Origin of the sequence: Salinicola sp. LHM (genome assembly GCF_034479735.1) — a bacterium.
Classification (GTDB): domain Bacteria; phylum Pseudomonadota; class Gammaproteobacteria; order Pseudomonadales; family Halomonadaceae; genus Salinicola; species Salinicola salarius.
Map to the genome: position 1 here is coordinate 3,864,438 of NZ_CP140261.1, position 15,056 is coordinate 3,879,493.

10 protein-coding genes are annotated in these 15,056 nt (G+C 63.5%); 3 read left to right on the forward strand and 7 right to left on the reverse strand.

Annotation, left to right across the window (positions count from 1 at the left end; all coding sequences use genetic code 11):
• Positions 1-333: 333 nt before the first annotated feature.
• Entirely contained in the window at positions 334-2,103 is a 1,770-nt protein-coding gene (locus tag R5R73_RS17620; protein ID WP_322528197.1) for an alginate O-acetyltransferase AlgX-related protein, read from the reverse strand.
• A gap of 293 nt (positions 2,104-2,396) precedes the next feature.
• Here R5R73_RS17620 and istA point away from each other — a divergent pair, with 293 nt between their 5' ends.
• Positions 2,397-3,920 carry an IS21 family transposase gene (gene istA / locus R5R73_RS17625; protein ID WP_416221188.1) on the forward strand — a complete coding sequence of 508 codons (1,524 nt, stop codon included), beginning with the start codon at positions 2,397-2,399 and terminating at the stop codon, positions 3,918-3,920.
• Complete coding sequence (gene istB, locus R5R73_RS17630; RefSeq protein ID WP_322527534.1) at positions 3,913-4,686, forward strand: IS21-like element helper ATPase IstB; 774 nt, start codon at positions 3,913-3,915, stop codon at positions 4,684-4,686. Before istA ends, istB begins: the two co-directional genes overlap by 8 nt.
• Before the next feature lie 351 nt (positions 4,687-5,037).
• On the opposite strand, the gene tnpC is transcribed toward istB, so the two are convergent.
• On the reverse strand, positions 5,038-6,477 hold the full coding sequence (gene tnpC, locus R5R73_RS17635) for an IS66 family transposase (RefSeq protein WP_023004967.1): 1,440 nt from the start codon (positions 6,475-6,477) through the stop codon (positions 5,038-5,040).
• Between the two features lie 185 nt (positions 6,478-6,662).
• Between tnpC and R5R73_RS17640 the strand changes: the two genes are divergently transcribed.
• The gene (locus tag R5R73_RS17640; protein ID WP_322528198.1) at positions 6,663-9,182 is read left to right on the forward strand and encodes a mechanosensitive ion channel domain-containing protein; all 2,520 of its coding nucleotides are present in this window, start codon (positions 6,663-6,665) and stop codon (positions 9,180-9,182) included.
• 66 nt (positions 9,183-9,248) lie between these two features.
• Here the strand turns inward: R5R73_RS17640 and R5R73_RS17645 are convergent, their stop codons facing one another.
• From R5R73_RS17645 to hemC, 5 genes are all read right to left on the reverse strand, one after another.
• Positions 9,249-10,166 (reverse strand): ROK family protein, encoded by a 918-nt coding sequence (locus R5R73_RS17645; protein WP_322528199.1) that lies wholly within the window; start codon positions 10,164-10,166, stop codon positions 9,249-9,251.
• 123 nt (positions 10,167-10,289) lie between these two features.
• Positions 10,290-11,513 (reverse strand): heme biosynthesis HemY N-terminal domain-containing protein, encoded by a 1,224-nt coding sequence (locus tag R5R73_RS17650; protein ID WP_110633896.1) that lies wholly within the window; start codon positions 11,511-11,513, stop codon positions 10,290-10,292.
• Positions 11,510-13,069 carry a uroporphyrinogen-III C-methyltransferase gene (locus R5R73_RS17655; protein ID WP_322528200.1) on the reverse strand — a complete coding sequence of 520 codons (1,560 nt, stop codon included), beginning with the start codon at positions 13,067-13,069 and terminating at the stop codon, positions 11,510-11,512. Before R5R73_RS17655 ends, R5R73_RS17650 begins: the two co-directional genes overlap by 4 nt.
• On the reverse strand, positions 13,066-13,863 hold the full coding sequence (locus R5R73_RS17660; protein WP_322528201.1) for a uroporphyrinogen-III synthase: 798 nt from the start codon (positions 13,861-13,863) through the stop codon (positions 13,066-13,068). The genes R5R73_RS17655 and R5R73_RS17660 overlap by 4 nt, the downstream gene beginning before the upstream one ends.
• Complete coding sequence (gene hemC, locus R5R73_RS17665; protein ID WP_322528202.1) at positions 13,863-14,813, reverse strand: hydroxymethylbilane synthase; 951 nt, start codon at positions 14,811-14,813, stop codon at positions 13,863-13,865. The genes R5R73_RS17660 and hemC overlap by 1 nt, the downstream gene beginning before the upstream one ends.
• Positions 14,814-15,056: the final 243 nt, after the last annotated feature.

The window sequence follows — 15,056 nt, forward strand, 5'->3', positions numbered from 1 at the left end:
GGCGTTTCTCAGGCAACCGACGCCATGGCGGCCTTCTGCCGTTGCACGGCAGACATGGCGCGCTCCAGATCATCATTCTTGCACTTGAACGCGGAACAGTCAGCGCAACGGACATCTTCGGACGCCTCATGTAGCGTCGGCAGCAAAAACCGTTCCCCACCACAAACGTTGCAACGTAGACCCAACGTGACTTTTAGCATTGTCGTTCCTTGGTATGGGCCCCTTGATGGATGGCCTTGTTGTCATGTCACGAGCTGATGCTTGAGACTCCAGGTGAACTTCAAAGAAATGGGTACGTCCAATGCGCCGCTCGACAGCGATGCCCAGCGCGGCTCATCCTGCCAGTAGCGTAGTCATGAAACCGTGATACGGCTCACAGCTCGCGTAGCGACTCATCCTCTGCAGCAGCTTGACTCTCTCGGCCGCCGGCACGGCTTGCACGGCATGGTCGAGATTGGCCTCGGCCAATGTCTTGATGACCCGTCCGGGCGTGGCCAGGTAGCGTTCGTTGGTCTGCAGGATCACATGATCCGCAGCTTCATGCTCGACGACTTCATGAACATAGCTGCCAGGCAGATTGACCACGACGACCCGTTGGAAGACGTTGGCGAACAGCAGCGCAAATCCCCCGGCGCCGGCCGAAGAGCCACCGAAGATGACCAATGTCTGGGCATGGATGGGCTTGGAATTCTCGAAGATCGTGATGTTGCCGGTGCCCGGGAGATAATTGGAAAAACGGCAGTACACGCCGCTCTCCTCCCGAAAAACGGCGACGGTCGACAAGGATTTGGCGGGAGGATCCATCTTGGATCCCAGGTCACCCACGACTTCCCGCTGTTCGAAGGCGTACAGCGAAGCGAAGTCGTCATCGAAGCCGAAATGCCGCATGCAGGCAAGAAACGCAAGATAGGCACCGCGGCCACTCCAGTGCGTGTCCGTAGGGTAATAGCTATCCGGCTCCGCCTGCATCGCCGCCACGGGATTGCAGTAGTCGATCTTTTCTGCCTGGAGGAGCTTCTCGACCTGCTCGGTAGGCGTGATGCTGGCTTTCGCGTAAGGATAATATTCCGGCCTGACCTTTTCCTTGGAATTGGCGATCAACAGCAATAGAGAGCGCTGCCGCTGAAGCGGTCCGATCCCGTCAACGAAATGCTGCCATTGCTGCTTCTGCTCTGCATCCAGACGCTTCTTGCCGGTGAACTGATCGATACTGGCGTTGGTATCGTTGGCGAGGAAGAGCCACCCTTCGCGCCCTTCGAGGACTTCCATGACCGGCGCCAACGAAAAGCGCAAGCATTCGTAGACTCTGCCGTTCTTCAACCGGACGCCAAGTGTCAGGTCCTGAGAGAAATCGAAACCGTACTCGAAAGTCCAGCCAGCCTCCTGGGAGGGCGTACTCGGTTCGAGCGTGGTGAGCACAAGGCTGTCCGCTCCATCGGGAGCCGAGACGAGCAATTCCGGCCGTTGATCCTGACGGGCATCGATCCAGCCGCGAATTCGATAATGGCGAAAGGATTCGAGCGTCGCGATCCGCTTCTCGCCTTCATCGACCTCCCAGCGAATCGTGATGGGTGCCGCCAGTTGCTGCGCCGTCAACTGGAATTTCTTTGCTTTCCGGCTGGCAATGACGTCCTTGAGATCACTAAGGACAGGGTTTCCCGGCTGTTTTTCCAGCCCCAGGTTGACTGTATGGAGCGCAGCACTGAATTGTTGCGCCGCGAGCCAGGCACGCGCTTGGCGAACATAGACCTGATGCGGGAAACCCTCGCAATGATCGATGATGAACTGCCATCTCTCGGCAGCCACCGGCCATTCTTTCCGCGTCATTGCCAATTCGGCATAGGAAATTGCCAGTTTGAGAGAAGGCTGGGAGGATGCCTGCAGGGCAACGGCCATCATCTCTTCGTACTTGGCAGTCTCGCCGGCACCGTCATAGGCACGCATCAACGCCTCGACGATATCGGAGCTATCGTCTCCTGCCTTGAAAGCGGGCTCCAGCAAGGCAATGGCACCCGAAAAATCGCCTTTTTCCAACCGAGCAGAAGCCTCGGCCAGCGGCTCGGACGTCCCCTCGATGCGTTCGGCAACGGACAATGAATTCATAACGGCTCCCTGATGGCTGCAACGGTAGACCCCGGGCGCGAGGCTGACGATACGGCGCCGTGGTTCGGCCATCGGTGAGCTGGTATTCGCCATCGCATGCCCGCGTAATCCACGAGAGCGTCGGCTAGGGAGACCCTCCTTCCCATGCCTCGGCGCTTACGTCGTCAATGTATCGCTCCGCACCGTCCCAATGCCGGCCTATAGAGCGACAATTACTCTGGCCGGCCGACGACAACTACTGTGACCGGTTGCCCTAAGCTTGACCGCTTGTCCCGACCCACCAGGGAGCCGGTATGGCGGTCACCAGCCAACAGGTCACGCTCTATATGTCGCAACGTCAACAAGGCCAGACCCAGGAGGTCGCCGCCGCCAAGGCCGGCCTCTCCGTCAGAACCGCTCGCCGCCTCGAACGCCGGGCCGAGTCCTCCGAGCCGCCGGCATCACGGCACTGGCGAACCCGGCCCGACCCCTTCGCCGATGTGTGGGAGACCACGCTCGTCCCCCAGCTGGCCGCCGCCCCGGGCTTGCAGGCACTGACCCTGCTGGAGTGGTTGCAGGAGCAGCACCCCGGCCAGTACCCGGACAGCCTGCTGCGAACCCTGCAGCGCCGGGTCAAGGGCTGGCGAGCCGCGCACGGCCCGGAGAAAGAGGTAATGTTCCCGCAAACCCATGGCCCCGGGCTGCGCGGCCTCTCCGACTTCACCGAGCTCAAGGGGATTGTCATTACCGTGGCAGGGGAGCTGCTTGATCACCGGCTCTACCACTTCCGCCTGGCCTACAGCGGCTGGTGTTATGTCCGGGTGGTGCTCGGTGGCGAGAGCTACCCGGCGCTGGCTGAAGGCCTGACCCGTGCGCTGGAGCGGCTTGGCGGTGTCCCCGCGGAGCACCGCACCGACAGCTTGTCGGCGGCCTTCCGCAACCTCGGCCGGGAGGCGGAAGCCGACCTCACCGAGCGTTATGCTGCCCTGTGCGCTCACTACGGCATGACGGCCACCCGTAATAACCCAGGGCGCGGCCATGAAAACGCCAGCATCGAGTCGCCACATGGCCACTTCAAGCGGCGCCTGCAACAGCGCCTGACGCTGCGCGGCTCCCAGGACTTCGCTAGCCTCGATGACTACCAGGCCTTCCTCGATGAGGTGACCACCGCGATCAACCGCCGCAACGCGGCCCGGATCACCGTCGAGCGTGGCGCGCTGCAGCCACTGCCCAGCCGGCCCGGTACCGACTACAGCGAGGTGACGGTGCGCGTCACTACCTCCAGCACCATCCAGGTGCGCAAGGTGCTCTACTCGGTGCCGTCCCGGCTGATCGGCGAGAACCTGCGGGTGCACCTTTACGATGATCGCTTGGTGCTGCATCACGCACAGCAAGCATTGCTGACGCTGAGGCGGCTGCATGCCACGCCGGAAAGCGGCCGGTTGCGGGTCATCGATTACCGCCATGTGATCGGCTGGCTGGTCCGCAAGCCCCGGGCGCTGGCGGGGCTGACGTTCCGCGACGACCTGTTGCCGAGTGCGGAGTGGCGCGAGCTGTACGCCCGGCTGACCGCCGCCTTGCCGGTCGCCGAGGCCTGCAAGCGCATCGTTGGCGCTCTGGCGTTGGCCGCCGAGCAGGACCAGGCCGAGGCGATCGCCAGTTACTGGCTGGGCGCCCTGGCGCGCGGGAAGAGCCCGACGCTGGCCGAGCTCCAGGCCCGCTTCGCCGCCACGCCGAGCGCCACGCTGGTTTTCCCCCAGGTGACTCAGCATGACATCGCCAGCTACAACCATCTGGTGCCCAGCGTGCCGACCACAGAGGTGTGCTGCCATGCCTGATGCCCAGACGCTGCCGCTGCTACTGCGACAGCTCCGCCTGCCCACCATGGCCGCCTGCTGGCCCCAGCTGGAAACCCGCGCCCGAGCCGAAAACTGGAGCCTGCCACAAACACTGGCCGCCCTATGCGAGCACGAGCTGGCCGAGCGTGAGCGACGCCGGCTGGCCCGGCACCTCAAGGAGGCCCGGCTGCCGGTGGGCAAGACGCTGGAGTCCTTCGAGTTCGACGCCATCGCGGCCGAGCAGCGCCAGCAACTGAGCGCCTTGGCCGGCGACACGCAGTGGGTCGACCAGGCTCACAACCTGCTGCTGTTTGGGCCCTCCGGCGTCGGCAAGAGCCACGTGGCGGCCGGGCTCGGGCATACGCTGGTCGACCAGGGTTACCGGGTGCGCTACGCCACCGCCTCAAGCCTGGTCCAGGAGCTCCAGGCTGCCAAGCAGGCACTGCGCCTGAGCGACGCCCTGATCAAGCTCGACAAGTACGCCGTGCTGGTGATCGACGATATCGGCTACGTCCAACGCAGCGAGGCCGAGACGTCAGTGCTGTTCGAGCTGATCGCCCATCGCTACGAGTCGGCCAGCCTGATCATCACCGCCAACCAGCCGTTCAGCGCCTGGGACAGTATCTTCCCCGACAGCATGATGGCCGTGGCCGCCATCGACCGGTTGGTGCACCACGCCACGCTGATGGAGCTGAGCGGGGAGAGCTACCGTAAGCGTGCTTATCAACGACAATTACAAGGAGGAAAAGCTGGGTCGTCGGACTGACGACAACTACCCCACCCAACCGGCCATTTTAATTGTCGCCAAGCGGCCAAAGTAGTTGACGTCGCATACCGGCCATGTGTTCTGAGTTATCGATTCATCCTCACTATATCCCAGCGCTGACCTGACTCGACATCGCCCGCCAGGCATGAACTTTTTCAGCATCTCGGGGCCTGCAATCTCATCGTTTGTCGCTACAGGCCTAGTGGCGTTTTCACTGGAAACGGGTGAAAAAGGCACACAGCCAGACGTCCAGTGCCGGACTCCTGCTCTGGAAAACCCGCCCATATCGGCTAGCCTCACGAGATAGCGCCGCCTTGGTAGGCACGCGAATTTGCCATGTAACTATTCAGGTCACGCTGCCTGATCCAGGCCGTCCCGACGCATGAATTCGGGCACTTCACCGGCAAACAACTGTTCCAGTGCGGTGTGCGCTGCCAGGCCCTGCTTGACCGCCGTCGAGAGGAAGCTGCGCATCCGGCAGAAGATCTCGGCACCTTCCCAGGAGCGGAAACAGCCTGAAATCTTCTGCTGGACCTTGGTCATCCGCAGGTCACGCTCCCCTTGGTTATTGGTGAAGGGCGCGGCGGGGTCGTCGAGGAAACGCAGCACGTCGTCCTCGTACGCCTGGAGACGTTCGAGCAGGTTACGTGCCTTGGTACGTTTGGCACGACCGCGCTTTCCCGGTGGTGGTGGGATCGGTGGCGGACACTCGGTCTCACCCTCTGTCAGGCACTGCCGATAGCGGACTCGCCAGCGTTGCGCCTCTTCGGGCGAGAGCGTGCCACCGGCAGCGTCAACGGCCTGATGCATCTCCAGCAGCAGATCATGCAGCGCCTTGGCCCACTTTTGGTGGTCATTTTCCCAGGCCGCAGTCAATTCACGCAGGTGATGGGCGTTGCAAAGTGCGTGGCGGCAATCCGCGTAGCGGTAGTAAGGCTTCCAGTGATCATGCACCAGCACCCCCTGGACATAGGGCAGGATGCCGATGGCATCCATGGCCTCCTGACCTCGCTTGGCGTGAGGCGCCAAGTAGGTCAGGGCGTCATTCGAGGCGCTGTGCAGCCAGTAGCGCTTGCCGCCGACCTGCATCCCGGTCTCGTCGGCATGCACGGTCGCGGCTTGCCTCAGCGCCGGGATCGCCCACTCGGCAAACGCCTCGGCGCGCTGATAGGCCTCTTGATTGAAGGCGAACAGCGTGCCGGTGCTCAGCGATAGATCGCACTGTGAGGCCAGCAGCGCCTGGATGCGGGCATAGGGCAGCAACTGATACTGCGAGAGATAGACGACATGCGCCTTGAGACGTGGGCCATACTGGATCGGGCGGGTCACGCCGTCGGGAAACGGCGCCACATGGCGCCGCCCGAGATCGTCCTCCAGCACCTCGGCGCGATACTCGGTGACGACGGCCTGGATCACGATGTCTTGCACCTGGCGCGTTTCGATGCCGACCGAGCGATAGGTGCGCCCTTTGGGCAAGGTGCGGCGATCGACGCGCAACGACACGATCTCGTCGGGATCGGTGACCGGCGCCAGCGTCTTGCCTTCGTGACCCGGTTGCCCGCCAGGGCGACGCTCGCCCTTGGCCCGGGAACGGCGTTGGCGGTTGGGGTCTTGTGACGGCGGCTTGCTGCTGTTGCGGCTGCTGGTGGCCAGTCGGTCGGCCATCAGCTTGACCAGCAGCATCAGCACGTCGATGGCAGCACGCAAGGAAGGCGAGACCGTGTGGTCTTCCTTGAGCTGCTGCCGGACCCGTTCCAGGGCCTCGTCGACGTTGATATCGCTGATGGTCATGTCACCGCATAGACGTGCCGAAGGATCAGGCACACTATGCCAAAAAAATCAGGTGGTTGGCGACATGCCATCCGCAGCCACCTGAATAGTTACTTTGCCATTAACGATAAAGTGTTATCCTGAAAATGATTAGGCTGGCAGAGTGTCGCCAAATCGGACCGCCCACAAGACAAGGAGATTGGAGCTTGACAGCCCTTCGCCCCGATCGCTGGCTCAGTCGCTGGCTACTGCTACTACTTTTGATATTCGCTATTCCTGCACTGGCTCAGGAAAGTGGCACCGAAGGGCAGTCTGCTCAGGATGGCCCTGCCTATTCCACAATGGCGGATCTGCTGGAAAATCCGGAATCGCGGCAAGCCTTGATCGACCAGTTGCGACAGCTGGCTTCTCGACAGGATTCCTCCGGCGATTCGCAAGCCGACGCGGCTCAGAGAGGGGGTGCGGCCGACAACGCGGCCGCGAACAATGACGGTAGCGACACCGCCTCCGGGCAAGCTACCCAAGCAACTGGCAGCACCGCCAACGAAAGCGGCGAGAGTGCCGAGACAGTCACCTCCTTCCCTCGGCGGATGGCACAGATCACCAGCGATTTCGCAGGCGATATCGGCGGTCAGCTCACCAGCCTGGCGGCTTTGATCGGCGGCTTTTTCACCAGTGACAGCGCCGCCGCGAGCACCGGCCCGGCGTTCAGCATGAGCGATTTCCTGAATGCGGCGATCGAACTTGCCCTGGTGATCATCGCCACGGTCGCCGCCTTCCTGATTCTGCGGGCCATCGCCAGACCGCTGTTTTCCCGCCTCAGCCACTGGGCTCTGCAAGGCGAAGGACGTAGCCATCTGTTACACCTCATCGTGGCCGTGGTGCTGGCGGCCATCGTCGATGTCGTCGTCGTCGTCCTCGCCTATGTGGCAGGCAATCTGGTGGCGACCTTTCTGGTCGGCGAAAGCGGCAGTCTCGATACGCGACTCTCGCTGTTCCTCAATGCGTTCCTGATGATCGAGCTGTTCAAGTGCGCCTTGCGGATACTCTTTTCATCGCGCCATGAAGGGCTGCGCCTGGTATCCATCGAGGCCGGTCAGGCAAGGTACTGCAACCGATTCCTGGCGACACTGGCCAGCTTCATCGGCTACGGCATGCTGGTGGTCGTGCCGATCCTCAACGCCAACCTCTCGTCCGCCTTCGGCAAGGCGGTGGGCGTACTGATCATGCTCGTTGCGCTGATCTGGTCGCTGGGCGTCGTGTTCAAGAATCGTATCGGCGTGCGCGACCTGATCATCGCCAAGGCGGATTCGGCACAGATGTCCGCATCGCGCGTGGCGCTTCGCCTGTTCGCGCGGATCTGGCACGTCATCGCGGTGATCTACGCCGTCATGGTGTTCGCCGTTACGCTGCTGCATCCCGAAACCGCGCTGCCGTTCGTCCTGATCGCGACATTGAAGACGATCATCTACGTCGGTATCGGCACGCTCGTCTCCGGCCTGCTGACCCAGCTCATCGGCCGACGCATCGACCTCGGCGACAACATGCGCAAGCGACTGCCGTTGCTCGAGCCGCGCTTGAACTCCTACATCCCGACGCTGCTGAAGATCGTCCGCGCCATCATTCTGATCGCGGTAGTGATGTACACCCTGGATGCCTGGGGCGCGTTCGACCTCGCCGCCTGGTACGCCAGCGACGCAGGATCGCACACCGTGGCGACCGTGATTCAGGTCATCCTGATCCTGATCATCGCTGCCATCGTGTGGATCGGCCTGGCCAGCCTGATCGAGAACTACCTCAATCCCGAAACGGGAGGCGGCGCGCCCACCGCCCGCGCGCAGACGTTGATGAGCCTGTTCCGCAACGCCCTGGCCATCACCCTGATCATCATGACCGTGATGATCGTGCTGTCGCAGATCGGCATCAATATCGGGCCGCTCATCGCTGGCGCCGGGGTGCTGGGTCTGGCCATCGGCTTCGGTGCCCAGAAACTGGTCCAGGATGTCATCACCGGGGTGTTCATCCAGCTGGAAAACGCCATGAACACCGGAGACGTCGTCACCGCCGGCGGCATCACCGGCACCGCCGAGCGCATCAGCATCCGTTCCGTGGCGATCCGCGATCTGTCCGGCACCTATCACATCGTGCCGTTCTCTTCCGTGGATACCGTCTCCAACTTCATGCGCGAGTTCGGCAACCATGTCGGCGAATACGGTATCGCCTATCGCGAGAACATCGATTACGCCATCGAACAGCTGGAAGCCGCCTTCGAGGAGCTCAAGGCGAGCGAGGAGCACGGTCACAAACTGCTGGCACCAATGACAGTGGCAGGGGTCATCGCGCTGGCCGACAGCTCGGTCAACATCCGCGTGGTGATCAAGACCACGCCGGGGGATCAGTGGGGTGTCGGGCGCGCCTACAACCGCCTCGTCAAGCTCTACTTCGACAAGGCCGGTATCGAGATTCCGTTCCCGCATACCACGCTCTACTTCGGACAGGATCGTACCGGTTCGGCGCCGCCCGCCAACCTGCGCATCATGCAGGAGGACTTCACCATCGACGGCAGTCCCGCCGGTCAGCCGAAGGCTCACCAGACCGACGCGCCCACGGCGATCGAGGGCGAGAGCCGGTCAGAATCGACGCTGAATCAGCGAGCGCAGGACGAGACGCATCGAAAACCCACCGACGACGATGTCGATGGCGACGAGACGGACGAACCGCGCTAATCGCCGGGAGAATTCTCCCGTCTCTTGGGGCCGCCTTCGGGCGGCCCTTTTCGTTGCGTCCTGGCGTCAGGCGGTCGTCGTCATCCCGGCGCCCAGCATAGCGGCGCCGCGTACGCCGCTGGCATCGCCCAGGCGAGAGCGCACCACGTCGGGTACTTCGACACCCGGGAACAGGTGCTCGGCCATGGCCGCCGGCAGTGCCGCCACGAGGTCATCCATGGCCGACAGACCACCACCGATGATGATTACTCGAGGCGATAGCAGCTTGACCACATTGGCCAGGGCGCTGCCCAGCAGCGCCAAATGGCACTCGCGTGCGCGCCGCGCCGCGCCTTCCCCCGCCAGCCAGGCCTGATGCCACTGCTCGGCGGATGTCGACCGGCCGCCAAAATGGCGGTGCAGTCTCACCAGCCCGGGCCCGGCAATATAGCCTTCCAGGCACGCCTCGAGACCGCAGCCGCAGGGCAACAGCGGCAGGTCATAGCGCCGGGCAGCCGTTGCGGGCAACGGCAGATGCCCCCACTCCCCGGCGAATCGTCCGGCGCCCTTGAGCAGCCGTCCGTCCACCAGCGCGCCGCCGCCCGCGCCGGTTCCCAGGATCGCGCCGAAGGCGTGCATCACGCCTTCGGCCGCGCCGCCGGGCCCGGTTTCCGACACCACGAAGCAGCGGCTGTCGTTCTCGATGATGACATCGCGATCGAGATGCGCCGTCAGCGCCGTCTCCAGGATGAAGGAGCGAAGCCCCGGCAGGTTCGCCGCCACCAGGCGGCCATGCTCATCGATGACACCGGGAAAACCCAGCCCCAGCGAACCGCGTCCGCCATGACGGCGATCCGCCTCTTGTACCATCCCGGCCAGCAGCGCCAGCAAGGCCTCGCCATCGTCCGCCGGCGTCGGCTCGCGCCAGCGATCGAGACACTGCCAATCCAGATCGTAGATCGCGATCTCGGTCTTGGTCCCGCCGACATCGATACCGTAATGCATGCAAGGCCTCCTCAAGCCGGCCATGGCGTTGTTCTATTGACGAAAAGTCGCCCCGAAAAGCGCCCGCGCACGAAAAAAAGGCGCCCGCAGGCGCCCAGGAGAGCAATCGATCGTCAGCCGGGATTAGCGCGTCATGTCGCTGGGTTGCGGCAATGCCGGCAGCGACTTGTCGAGCAGCGTCACGCTCTGACGGTAGTAGAGCTGGCTCTTGCTGTGATCGCCGAGGTTGGCATACAACCGTGCCAGCTCGGCGCAGACGACCCCGCTCGGACGCTGACGCTGGCTCGCCTCGAAGTACTCCTGTGCCTTGCCCCAGTAGGCGTTACGCAGCGACAGGCGGCCCAGGGTGAGCAGCAGATCCGGATCGTTGGGGCGCTCCTGCAGCCACTTCTCGGCATAGACCAGCTGGCGAGCGGCGTCGACATTGAGCAGACCGTAGCGCAGCACCAGCCGCGTATCCCAGTGCTCCTTCAGCGCATTGCGCAACAGACGCTCGGCATCGCCCTCTTCTCCGCCCTTGATCAGCGCTTCGGCATAAAGCCCGACCAGTTCCACGTCGCCACGCAGGTTGTCCGGCATGTCCGCCCACAGCGAACGGACGCGCGGCAGATTGCCTTCCTGCTGCGCGGCCTGTACCAGCAGCTCGCGATAGACCCGCTGGTCGAGCTCGCGACGCTCGTCTTCGGTGATCAGGCGATGCTTGTCGAGACGCGGCAGCAGTCGACGCATGCCATCCCAGTCATTGACGCTGAGATAGGCCTGCTTGAGCAGCTTGAGCACCTGCGGGTGCTCCGGCAGTTGCTGCTCCAGACGCGTCAGCGTGGCCAGGGCTTCCTCGAACTGCTGGCGATCCAGCATCAGCTGGGCCTGCACCAGCCCCACCGCCGTATCGGCACCCTCGGTGCTGTGATGCGCCCGCTTGAGCAGCACGTCGGCCTGCTCGTAACGGCCCTGGTAATGGGCCGCCAGCGCTGCGGAAAGATAGTTGACCAGCGGCGTGCCGGAATCGTCGGCCGCCTTGGTGAGAGACTTCTCGGCACGCTTCCAGCGGCCTTCCGCCAGCGCCACCAGCCCGCGAACGGTGCGCTTCATCGCGGTGCGGTGACGCGTACGGCTGTTCCAGACCTTGAGCCGGCTCACCGGGCGACGCAGGCGGGTCAACGCACGCAGCAGGAAGTGCAGTATCAGGAAAGCGGCCAGCAGCAGGACACAGCCGAACCAGAAAGAGGTCTGGATGGAGGTGTCGCCAACGCGAATGAACCAGTAGCCCGGCAGCGACTGCATCAACTGCCCAAACAGCGCGCCGACCGCCAGACCGAAGACGATCAGCAGGATCAGCTTTCTCATGCGCCCTCTCCCTGTGCCGATCCGCTGGTACCACCCTGTGCGCCGCCGTTCTGTGAACCGCCGTTCTGCGAGCCGTTTCTGCCCTGGTTACCGCTGCCGTTGCCGAAGCGCTGTTCGATGAAGCGCTTGAGCAACTGCGAGGATTCGCTGATATCGGGCAGCTCCGGTCGGACCTCGTTGTCACGCAGGCTCTTGAGCTTGTCGATCGAGTTGGTCACACCGTCGTTGTCGGTCGCGTAGTAGCCTTCGACCAGCTCGATCGCCTTGTCGAGACTCGCCTGGTAAAGCTTGGGCTCCGATTTCAGCAACGCCAGTTGCGCCTGTTCGAGAAGCAGCCGGACGTTCTGGCGCAGGTAGGATTCCTGCTGCGGCGTGATCAGCGCTTCCAGCGGCTGGTCATGACGCCGCACGGTCACCAGATCCTTGAGTTCGCTGCCCAGCGTCGCCAGCTGTTGCCGCCAGCCGCCGGTCGGCTTGACGTCACCCTCGCCGGCGGCGATCTCCTCGATGTCCTGCTTCAGCGGTAGACGCGCCAGCTGCTCCTGCTGCGCCATCAGCGCCAGATAGAGGCCGGTGCGATCGATGACCGGCACGGAATCGAGCGAAGCCAGCTCGGACTGGATGGCTCGACGGATCGGCACCAGCGCCGGATTGTCCGCCTCGCGCAGACGCGCGTCGGCGGCGTTCAACAGCGCCTTGGCGCCCTCGACGTCACGCTCGAGCTGCAGCCGCTGGTTGGCCAGGCGCAGCAGATATTCGGCTTCGGCGTGCAGCCACTCCCGCGGGTCGGCCTGCTGCTGCTGGGCCAGCTCCTTGAGTACCTTGTCCAGGGTGTTGTCGAGATTCTGACGGTACTGATCGAACTCGCCACGCATCATTCTCAGATTCTGCTGACGATTCTGGCCGAGCTCGCCGACTTTCGACTCGAGCTGGTCGAGCGTGGTGCTATTGGAACCGACCTGACTCAACTGCGTCTGCTGTTGCTGGATTTTCTGCCAGCCGAGATATCCGACGATTGCCACGGCAATCGCCAGCAGGATGACCAGAACCAAGGCCAGCAGCCCCAGTTTGGCGCCATTGCCTCGTTTGCCAGCCGTTGGCGGAGTACCGCCTGGCGGAGTGGCCGCGCCTCCCGAGGATGGCGTTGCCGGACCCGACTTGCCGCTTTTCTTGCCGGCTGTGGCGCCGTTTTTGCCACCCGCGGAGCCGGATTGAGCAGAGGCGCCGGATGCAGCGGCCGCCTGAGCCGTGTTCGATGCGGAAGCGCCGGATTTACCCGACTTGCTGGTGGCATCCGGTTTGCTGGTGACGTTCGTGTCGCCAGTCGTATCACCCGTAGTGGCCGGCTGCGCGACATCCGGCTTGATCGGGTCGGCCTTGGCCGAGCCGCTTTTGGCAGAGGGATCGGCAGGTGATGACGGCTGGCTATTGTCCGCGTTCGACGCCGCGGCCGCCTTCGGGTCATGTCCGGTCGGTTTGGCCGTGCCGTCCGATGTCTGCTCGCTACCGGATGTCGGTGCCGACGGCGGTTGCTGATCTTTGCTTTGCTTGCTCATCTACGCTTGCCTTTTTCGTGATCACCCTGATCGAAGGTGGCGCCCCGCGGATCGAGCACCGCGCGGACCTCGGCGCTCAATGCCGCCGGGGAAGCGCCCGACGCCACATGAGGCGAGCCGAACCCCAACGTTTCCGCCAGTGTAGCCAACCGCGGACTCGACACGATTAGCGGTTGGTTCAACGCAACCGGGCCACACCATGTGACCAAATGTTGCAATATTTCCCCGCTGGTCACCACCAACGCGGCAAAATCTCCGCTTGCTAGACACGTGTCCAGGGGGGGAGAAGGTGGATGATAACAACGCCGGTAAAGCGAAACCGCTTCGACCTCGGCGCCACGTTCACGCAGCCGTTCCGCCAGCAGTTCCCGACCCGATTCGCCGCGAGCCAGCAGCAGGCGCTTGCCGGCTATCGCCTTGAGCGATGCCACTTCCAGCAGCCCTTCGCTGTCCTCGCCGTTCGCTCCGGAGGGAATGACCGCCGGCACGCCCAGTTCCGCGTGGAGCGTCTGCGCGGTGGCTCTGCCAATGGCATAGAAACGCAGGCCCAGAGGCAACTGGGGCCAGTATGACGCAATGGCCTCGGCAAGACACGTCGCGGCCTGCGGGCTGACCACGATGATGCCTTGGAACAGATCGAGATCCAGCAGCGCAGTGCGAGCCGAGTCCGACAGCGCTACAGGCTCGAAACGCAGCACGTCGAGCGCGGCCGTGGCGTAGCCGGATTCGCCCAGTGCCCGCGCCAGGACCTCGCCGCGAGCCCCGGGGCGCGTCAGCAGCACGCGGTCAGGCATCACTCGTTACCGGCGCTTCCGTAAACCTCGGCAAGAATCTCGCCGGCTCCCTGATCCAACAGGTCTTCCGCCACGCGAATCCCCAGCGATTCGGGCTCCATGGCCGATCCCCGGCTCTCGGCACGTAGCACGACCGAACCGTCGGGATGCCCCACGAGGCCGCGCAGCCACAGCGTATCGCCACCGTTCTCGAGCACGGCGTAGCCGCCGATCGGCACCTGGCATCCGCCATCGAGGCGCGTGTTCAGGGCACGTTCGGCGCGCACCCGCGTCGCCGTCGCGGCGTGATCCAGCGGCGCCAACAGCGAAATCAGTTCAGCGTCGTCGTAGCGACATTCGATCCCCAGCGCCCCCTGGCCGCAGGCCGGCAGGCTCTCTTCCGGCGTCAGTTCCGCGGTAATGCGATCCGCCAGCTGGAGCCGCTGGAGCCCGGTCGTGGCCAGGATGATCGCCTCGAAGTCGCCTGCATCGAGTTTGCCCAGGCGGGTCTGGACGTTACCGCGCAGCGGCAGCACTTCGAGATCCGGACGCCGCGCGCTGACCTGCAGACCGCGCCGCAGGCTGGAGGTGCCGACGCGCGCCCCCTCGGGCAATGCATCGACACTCGCGTAATGATTGGACACGAACGCATCCGTGGGCGCGCCGCTTTCCAGAATCACCGACAGTCCCAAGCCTTCCGGGAACTGCATCGGCACATCCTTCATCGAATGCACCGCCAGATCCGCGCGGCCATCGAGCATCGCCTCCTCGAGCTCCTTGACGAACAGTGCCTTGCCGCCGATCTTCGCCAGCGGCGTGTCGAGGATCTGATCGCCGCGGGTAGACAGCGGCACCAGTTCGACATTCAGGTGCGGGTGAAACCTTTCCAGCAACCCCTTGACGTGTTCAGCCTGCCATAGCGCCAACGCGCTCTTGCGGGTTGCGATTCTCAATCTGTTTGCGTCGAGCACGCCGTTCTCCGAGTCTGATGGAGAGTACCGTCGGCACCGTTGATGGGTGCATTCGGTTCGTCACCAAGTGGGCGTTCGCGTTCACGAACCTTGTCTTACATGATAGAGCAGTCGCTGGATGAGGAAAAATCGACCGCGTTGTCGAATGACCGGCCAAATTCGTCAGTTTCCCGGGGCACCGTTTCGGTAGTGCTTTTTTACCGCTTTCCCTGCACCTCCCTTTGCGATTTTCCTTGCATCTTT

Bases quoted from the DNA above. Each gene is read 5' to 3' on its own strand.
- istA (WP_416221188.1), top strand. From the start codon at position 2,397: ATGGCGGTCACCAGCCAACAGGTCACGCTCTATATGTCGCAACGTCAA.
- istB (WP_322527534.1), top strand. From the start codon at position 3,913: ATGCCTGATGCCCAGACGCTGCCGCTGCTACTGCGACAGCTCCGCCTG.
- R5R73_RS17650 (WP_110633896.1), bottom strand. From the start codon at position 11,513: ATGAGAAAGCTGATCCTGCTGATCGTCTTCGGTCTGGCGGTCGGCGCG.
- R5R73_RS17645 (WP_322528199.1), bottom strand. From the start codon at position 10,166: ATGCATTACGGTATCGATGTCGGCGGGACCAAGACCGAGATCGCGATC.
- R5R73_RS17620 (WP_322528197.1), bottom strand. From the start codon at position 2,103: ATGAATTCATTGTCCGTTGCCGAACGCATCGAGGGGACGTCCGAGCCG.
- tnpC (WP_023004967.1), bottom strand. From the start codon at position 6,477: ATGACCATCAGCGATATCAACGTCGACGAGGCCCTGGAACGGGTCCGG.
- R5R73_RS17660 (WP_322528201.1), bottom strand. From the start codon at position 13,863: ATGCCTGACCGCGTGCTGCTGACGCGCCCCGGGGCTCGCGGCGAGGTC.
- R5R73_RS17655 (WP_322528200.1), bottom strand. From the start codon at position 13,069: ATGAGCAAGCAAAGCAAAGATCAGCAACCGCCGTCGGCACCGACATCC.